At 58.9% G+C, this 6953-nt stretch carries 7 protein-coding genes and 1 pseudogene; 5 read left to right on the forward strand and 3 right to left on the reverse strand.

Annotated elements, in window-relative coordinates; all coding sequences use genetic code 11:
• The 5 genes from SO139_RS44955 to SO139_RS44975 all read left to right on the forward strand — a co-directional run.
• Nucleotides 1-682, forward strand: a 682-nt coding sequence (locus SO139_RS44955; RefSeq protein ID WP_498542052.1) for a fatty acid desaturase, incomplete at its 5' end; no start/stop codon positions are given.
• An 859-nt stretch (nucleotides 683-1541) separates the two neighbouring features.
• Complete coding sequence (locus SO139_RS44960; RefSeq protein ID WP_498542053.1) at nucleotides 1542-2123, forward strand: GDSL-type esterase/lipase family protein; 582 nt, start codon at nucleotides 1542-1544, stop codon at nucleotides 2121-2123.
• Nucleotides 2124-2698: 575 nt separating this feature from the next.
• The gene (locus SO139_RS44965; RefSeq protein WP_449382100.1) at nucleotides 2699-2965 is read left to right on the forward strand and encodes a DUF2312 domain-containing protein; all 267 of its coding nucleotides are present in this window, start codon (nucleotides 2699-2701) and stop codon (nucleotides 2963-2965) included.
• Between the two features lie 437 nt (nucleotides 2966-3402).
• Entirely contained in the window at nucleotides 3403-3813 is a 411-nt protein-coding gene (locus SO139_RS44970) for a hypothetical protein (RefSeq protein ID WP_498542054.1), read from the forward strand.
• A complete protein-coding gene (locus tag SO139_RS44975; RefSeq protein WP_498542055.1) occupies nucleotides 3753-4658 on the forward strand; it encodes a lipase family protein in 906 nt (301 codons plus the stop codon). The genes SO139_RS44970 and SO139_RS44975 overlap by 61 nt, the downstream gene beginning before the upstream one ends.
• 208 nt (nucleotides 4659-4866) lie before the next feature.
• On the opposite strand, the gene SO139_RS44980 is transcribed toward SO139_RS44975, so the two are convergent.
• From SO139_RS44980 to SO139_RS44990, 3 genes and pseudogenes are all read right to left on the reverse strand, one after another.
• Nucleotides 4867-5382 (reverse strand): ParB N-terminal domain-containing protein, encoded by a 516-nt coding sequence (locus SO139_RS44980; protein WP_449382099.1) that lies wholly within the window; start codon nucleotides 5380-5382, stop codon nucleotides 4867-4869.
• 281 nt (nucleotides 5383-5663) lie between these two features.
• Entirely contained in the window at nucleotides 5664-6134 is a 471-nt protein-coding gene (locus SO139_RS44985; RefSeq protein ID WP_498542056.1) for a DUF8371 domain-containing protein, read from the reverse strand.
• A gap of 372 nt (nucleotides 6135-6506) precedes the next feature.
• Nucleotides 6507-6809, reverse strand: a pseudogene (locus tag SO139_RS44990) (DUF8370 family protein); the annotation flags it as partial.
• Nucleotides 6810-6953: the final 144 nt, after the last annotated feature.

A 6953-nucleotide genomic window follows, 5' to 3' on the forward strand; every position in this document is an offset into this window, starting at 1 on the left:
CCTGAAGTGGGTGAGCAACCACCGGCGGCACCATCTTCACTCGGACAAGCCCGGCGACGTCCACAGCCCCTACTATGACGGCGACGGCAACCGCTATGTCAACTTCGTCAAGGGCATGATGCATGCGCAGGGCGGCTGGGTGTGGGACCAGGCCACGACCGATGGCGAATACTACGCCAAGGATATTCTGGCCGACCCGATCTCCATGTTCTTCACCAGAACACGCTGGTACTGGTACGCGCTGTCGGCGGTGATCATTCCGGGTGCGATCGGCTACGCGTTCGGCGGCGTGCACACGATGATTGGCTGCATATTGTTCTCCGGCCTGTTCCGCAGCTACGTCATGACCATGGCCACCTCGCTGGTCAACTCGGTCTGCCATAGCGACGGTCGCTACGGCTACCGTCGCTTCGAGACCTCCGACGGCACGACCAACGAGCTGGTGACCACGATCCTCACCTTCGGTGAAGGGCTGCACAACAACCATCACCGGTTTCCGCGCGACGCCTACATCTCGCACGCCTGGTACGAGATCGACATCAACGGCCTGATCATCCTGGGGCTTGGGAAGCTCGGGCTCGTGCATGACATTTTCGTTCGCCCCGCATCTGTTAGAGCCGTCGCCGCCGAGACGCCGTTCGACGGCGTCGGCGAAGACCTTGGCTCGTCGGGCGCAAGGTAGACTTGTCCGCTCTTCCGGGAAGCACGTAGGATGGGTTGAGCACCTGCGAAACCCATCAATCGGTGCGGCGACTAGAGATGGGTTTCGCTTCGCTCTACCCATCCTACGTCCTACGAGCTTGCTCGAAAATGTGGCTACAAGTGTGAAATAGCGCACAGACGGAAACCCGTCGGTCTGGTTGTGTGGCGCGCATGTTGGCCCTGCCTCCAGTACACTCTGTGAGAGGGGCATGCGGCAATCTCAGGAACCTCGTCATGTGCGTCCACAAGCTCACGGCCATGCTTTGCAGCTTTCGCATTGAGTCCACCTTGAGCGGGTGAACCAAAGAGGTTCGGGTGCGCGCTAAACAAGGCGCACAGGGATTTTTCTGGGCCCCGCCGGTGACGGACGGGGCTTTTCATTTGTTTGTCTTGCCCATGCCTGCCGGCGGTGGCCCTGCGAAGAAGGACGCGGGGTCATGTGGGAGTATTTTGGACCCGATTTCGCTTTTGACGTGGTGAAAGGGGTGGTCGCCGGAGTCGCCTCTATGGCATTTCAGGTGATCGCCCCGCGGACCTTTCGTGCCGCGAAGCAATTTCGCGCGCGCTGGGTTGCCAGGAAGGCTGCAAGGCAAGCCGCAAGACAAGCACGCCGCAATGCGCCGGCGAATGATGAGCGGTGAGAAGCCAATAGCGCGGATGGAGCTCGTAGGGTGGGTTAGCCGAAGGCGTAACCCACCACTCTTTGCCTGGGCGGAAACGAATGAAGTGGGTTACGCCTAGCGAACTGCAAGGCTAACCCACCCTACGCGCGCTGCATACGCAAAAGCCGGGCTCGGGCGTAATGCATATTGCTAACCGCGGATTGATGGAGAACATTGATGCTGCCAATCTCGGGGGGGGGCATCCATTCAGCCCTGATTGAAGTGATTTTCAAAATAGATGGAGCTGGCATGAATTATTCGAATTTGCGAATTTTCTTCGTTGCTGTCGCGGGCATCGTTGTTGCCTCGGCCAATCCCGCTTCCGCACAAATCGTGGCGCTGGGCCATAGCGCCGTACGTGGCAACGTCTCCGAATCCGAAATGTGGCCGGCCGTGCTGGAGGGATTGCTGCGCGCCAAGGGTTCTCAGGTCCATGTCGCAAATGCGGGCGTTTGGGGAGAGACCACTGACGCGACACTTGCGCGGGTGTCGAGCGCAGTCCCCGCGGGGACCAGGATCGTCATCCTGTGCGACAATGCCGCCAACGACATCAGGCACAATATGAGCCCGGCTCAGGCCGCTGCCAATATCGCGGCGATCAAGAGCCAGTTGAAAGCGCGGGGCATCCGTGTCGTCGACGCCATGGGGATTTACATGTCGGTGGTGAGGCAGCCGGGCGGCACCGGTCCCGATGGACGTCATTTGAGCGTCGAGGGCAACAAGAAAGTCGCGGCGGCACTGGTCGGCATGGTGCGGTAGTTTGTTGGACAGCGCGTAGGATGGGTTGAGCCTTTGCGAAACCCATCATGCTCGCCGCGGCATTGATGGGTTTCGCTGCGCTCTACCCATCCTACGCGCTGGCGGACAAGTCGCTCCACCCATCACCGTGGGCAAGCTCATTCAAAGCCTCAGCAAGAAAATAGAACGTTAAGACTTGCTGGCGGTTGATTTGCGCGATTCCGATTCGTTCCTTGAGAACGAAGCAGAGTCAGATGCAGAACAAATTTCCTGCATAGCTCGGTGGGTTAGCCCTGCGGCTGCGCGAAGCGCAGTCCGCCAGGCGTAACCCGCCACTTCTCTCACCGTACGAAAGCAAAGTGGTGGGTTACACTTCCGCCTTCGCTCGTTGAGCTTCGGCGGACAAGTCGCTAACCCACCCTACGATCCCGCGCTCGATCCATCCTGCGGGCTGCGCGCTACGAGCTGTCGGCTGCAAGATCGTGAGGACGCTTGTCGGTTGCGCGGGTTCCCGCGTGCGGTGCGAGGTCCGTCGGTTAATACATTGGTCATTCCTTTGCAGTCATTTTCACGGCCTCATTCAACAGGGAGGCACCATGTCTGACGTCACCATTCCCGGCGGAAAAATTCGTTCGTTCGTCGAGCGGATCGAGAATCTGGATACCGAACTGCAGGAGTTGAACGAGCAGAAGAAGGAAGTGTTTTCGGAAGCCAAGGCCGAGGGTTTCGATGTGAAGATCCTCAAGGAGATCATCAAGCTGCGGAAGCAGGACGAGGACGAGCGCGACGAGCGAGAAACCCTGCTTGATCTCTACATGAGAGCGATGGAGACGGCGGCGCCGGAACAGGCGAAAGCGGCGTGAGACGATCGGCTTGATGTGTGAGGAGAGATAGCCGCAATCGGCGGATTGCGGCTACCGCTCCAGCACGTAGGATGGGTTGAGCCCTTGCGAAACCCATCATCTTTGCAGCGGCAATTGATGGGTTTCGCTGCGCTCTACCCATCCTACGAGCTACGACGAACTATTCCGCGCCCGAGTGGCCGGCATATTCGGCCCAGGACGAATGTGCTCGAGGCAGCGCGAGCGATTCTCGATCTTATTGAGGGCGGGCGAAGGAACTGCCTGGATTGAGTTGGCCGGCGCCGAGCGCCGTTTTTCAGGGCCCGCCTGTTGATCGTTCAATTCCATACGGTATCGGCGATCGATGCCGGAAGAATAGTGACATCCGCAAAATGACTCTGCTAGCCTTTGTGCACAATGAAACGAAGCGGGTAGGGACTATGTTTGGATGTGTGGGATTGACGCCGGTGCGGGTGCTCGCGGTGGTCGCAGCGTTGATCGCTTCACAGGCGCGCGCAGAGTTCGCGGCCCTTCCGGTAGGCCCGCTGTGGGGCGATCAGGATCTGTCTCCGTTCTATCGCTGGACGCAGGCGCTGCCCGAGCGCGCTGGAGTCATGCTGCGCGAGGAGCCGATGCTCGCGCAGCCGGAGATCACGAAGGCAGCTCTTGCCGAGCGAATTCTCTACACCTCGACCGACCTGCGCTGGAACGCGAGCGTCGTTCCCGTGAGCGGGACGCTTTATTTGCCCAAGGGGAGCCGCCGGCCGGGGGCTGGCCATTGGTCGCGTGGGCGCACGGGACGCTGGGCGTGTCTGATCGCTGCGCGCCGTCCTGGACGGGCCACAAGCCGCGCGATGCCACCTATATAGAGCGATGGCTTGAAAATGGTTTCGCCGTGGTGGCCACGGACTACCAGGGCCTTGGTGGCCCCGGACCGCATCCCTACCTGATCTGGGAAGCGGAAGGGCGCTCCGTGCTTGACGCCGTGCGTGCCGCACTTGTTTCCCATGCCGAAAAGCTCGCACGCAAAGTCTTCGTCACCGGCCAATCGCAGGGCTCCGGCGCGGCTCTGGGCGCGACACGCATTTCGAGGAGTTACGCTCCCGATGTGCCGCTGCTCGCAACAGTCGCGACAGGTCTCGTCTCCACCTTTCCGGACGGTCCCTATAAGCTGCCGGAGCAAGCAATTGGCTCACCAGTCTATGTCTCGCTCACGATGCTGGGTGGCGCCCTGCCGGACGATGCGCCACCGCTCGACGAGCTCGTGACCGAAAAGGGTAGGGCGCTTGTGAAGGCTGCGCGCGAGGGCTGTACCGCCGAGATGCGCTCGGCGGCCCAGCGGGATGAAATCACGGCGGACAATGCCTTCGTGGAGCCTCTTGAGAAGATCGAGGCAAGACTTGTCCGTGTCACCGACATGTCCCCCGCACGCTTGCCCGTGCCGGTTCTGCTCGGCACCGGCCTTGCCGATTCGCTACTGGTGCCGCGTCGGCAATTTGCCGCTGTGGCGGCTTTGTGTGCTGCCGGCAGCGATGTTGTATGGCGGACCTATTCCGGCGCCAGTCACAACGGTGGACTGAATGCCGCCTTCCCGGATGCGCTGGCGTTCTTCCGCGATGCACTCGCGGAGCACAAGCCACAAAGTAATTGCGGTAGCATCACCGAGCCCGGTCTCCCAGCCTCGCCGGCGCCAGAGATTCCCTTCAACGACTAAGCGTCAAGCGGAACGACACCTCAGAGATCGGGTTAGCTTCGGGGCGGAGGTAACAGGCGCTTATGCGCGCGTCTCCACCACCGTAGGCAAGCTCATTCAAAGCCTCAGCACGTAGGATGGGTTGAGCCCTTGCGAAACCCATCATCTTTGCAGCGGTAATTGATGGGTTTCGCTGCGCTCTACCCGTCCTACGAGCTGGAGCCGACAATCAATAGCGGCCGCCGCTGCCCTTTTGCTGCGTGATCCAGTCCGACAATGTTTTCGGTGTCGATTTCGTAGTCCGTCCCGGTGATGCCTTCGGATTGTCGCTGACGCCTTTCGTCGGACGGGTGCGCGGCGCTTCCGTTGCGTTGACGCGCTTCGAGGCAGCTGTCGATGCCTCCGCGGCTTCCTTCTCGAGGCGCAACTGTTTCAATCGCGCCATCTTGATGCGCTCAGCCTCGACTTCTGGTCTGTCGGACAGCAGGGGCTTGTGTTGAGCAAGCTCGGCTGGGACCAAGACACCGATAATGGTTGTCTCGCCGAGCGCCTTGCAGGCTTCGAGCCGATGCAGTCCCTCGACCAGAACGAGGCGGTCTCCGTCGAGCCGAACGGAAATGGGGGCCTGTTGTCCGATGTCCAGAATGCTTTCCGCGATCTCCCCGACGGTTTCGGGCCTGATGGCTTTCTTCTGCTTCGTGGGAACGAAGATCTTCTCGATCGGGAAGCTTTCCGGTTTGGGCACAACTTGACTCCGCTTCTACCGGGCCCGTCGGAACCCATGCCGGTGGTGTCTGGAGTTTAGGAGGGAAGGGCTCGACCGCAAAGGCAATTTCTGGGGATTACGGTGTGCACCTAATCGCGGAGCATGCGAAAGTTAGCTGAAGCACGTAGAAAGTTAGCTGAAGCACGTAGGATGGGTTGAGCCCTTGCGAAACCCATCATCTTTGCAGCGGCAATTGATGGGTTTCGCTGCGCTCTACCCATCCTACGTGCTCTATGCAAGCGCAAGCGGCCACCTCGAAGTCATTTCCGTTTGCTTGCCGATTGTTTAGGCGTGGCATCAATCACAACGATTTCTGAAGCCGGTTCTCCAGCCTTCAAGCGCGCTTCCCGGATTGCTCGTATTTGGTTGAGTTTGTCTCCGACATCTCCATAGTCGATCACGACAAAGATACCATGGTTAGTACGAGCCGCCTCCTTATAGATCTCTAATTGCCTCTCGTAACCGTGTCGAACCGTTCCGTGCGACCGCTTCATTTCGACGAGTACTCGCGCTTCATAGCCGCCACTGAATTTAAAATCGACGGGTCCTCCTCCCATATTGGCTTCCGGTGAGATGTCGATGTTGTTTGCTTTGCAAAAGCTATCGGCCATCGCGAAATAGATCAGTTGTGCGGCTCGCTCTCGTTTCGGCACTCCGTCAATCCAGAGCTCTTCCCACAAGTTTCCTTTTTCAACATGATGTTTGAAAAGGTCGAGGGTCTGATGAACCATATCGACGATCGTCGAAAAACCAGCTGAAAAATCGTAGCGCTGACCGGTCTTAAAGAGAGTGGTGTCGGTAGCCAGTATTTCTTTTAAGCGAAAGTAGCCGAGCGCATCCTTATTTGGATCATAGTGGGCGGCAGAGCCCTTTACGGACTGCAAAAACGAATCGAAAAGTTCGGCGGACTCCGTTGCAGCAGATCGCAACGCCGCCTTTCGTTCTGCGACGGTTGGTCGAGTGATCCCTGCCAAATACCTATTGACGCGGTCTCTAATCTGGCGGTTCGCAGTCGCCGCTGCTTCGATCTGTGACCAATCGTTTGCGATCGGCAAATCACGAACTATATCGCGAGGCACTAGGACGACAATCTTTTCCACGGCAGCGGGATCGTGAAAGGAGGGCAAACCGTATTCGTCAAGCTCGTCTTGCTTCCTCACCGGGATGCCTTGCGATTGACAGAAAGCTTCCGTCACCTTGGCGAGCTGGCTGGCGATAACCCGCGTGGTAAAGTCACTAATCGTGTCTGGGCCGACTCGGTCTTCAAAAAACCCCATGAGCGAGATCATTTCCGGGTCGCGAGCACCCAAATCAACGATCTCCTTTGAAGTGCGAAGAATCGTCTCCCTGATCTCGTCGGGCCGCGAATTGCCTGACCTGCCGCTCCCTCCATAACCGAGGCCATTTTCTGGAGGTTCACGAAGATTGAGGAGACGTCGGGCACCGCGCCATGCGGCGTCTCCTTCTGCTCGCGAGTCGTTTGTGAAGAACGTTTCTGAGCACCGTTTTTACGCAAGGTGTGGTTGCGATAGGCGGCGACAGAGTATCCA

This window comes from Bradyrhizobium sp. UFLA05-89, assembly GCF_059803475.1.